Below are 581 nucleotides of genomic sequence, written 5' to 3' on the forward strand. Positions count from 1 at the left end.
GAAGATCCGTTCTTCCAGGACTACATCCATCCGGTCTGGAAGGTGTATTCCACCGGCGGCAGCACCAGCGTGTCGCTCGAATATGCGCGCCTGCGGCAAGCCGGCGCCACGGCGCGCGCGATGCTCATCAGCGCGGCGGCGCAACGCTGGGGCGTGCCCGTGGCCGCATGCAGCACCGCAGACGGCACCGTCATCTGCAATGCCGACGGCCGCAAGGCCACCTACGGCGAACTGGCCGATGCGGCGGGCCGTCTGCCTGCGCCTGCCAATGTGGCGTTGAAGAATCCAGCGGACTTCAAGTACATCGGCAAGCTCAGGCATAAGCGTGATGCGCTGGCCAAGACGACGGGCCGGTTCCAGTACGGCATCGATGTGTCGTTGCCCGGCATGCTGGTGGCAGTCGTGCAGCGTGCGCCCATGCCCGGTGCACGTGTGCGCCGCGTCGACAGCGCCGAGGCGTTGAAGGTGCGCGGCGTGCGCCAGGTCATGACCATCCCGATGCGCGTCGATGTGCTGGGCGGTAACCAGGAGGCGTGGCCGTGCTGGCCGACGACTACTGGGCCGCCGACAAGGGCCGCGCG

Annotated in this window: 1 pseudogene; it reads left to right on the forward strand. The window is 68.0% G+C overall.

Annotated elements, in window-relative coordinates:
- Positions 1-581 (forward strand): annotated as a pseudogene (locus FUT88_RS24785) (aldehyde oxidase); the annotation flags it as partial.

Source organism: Ralstonia sp. TCR112 (assembly GCF_007997035.1).
GTDB classification, from domain to species: domain Bacteria; phylum Pseudomonadota; class Gammaproteobacteria; order Burkholderiales; family Burkholderiaceae; genus Ralstonia; species Ralstonia edaphi.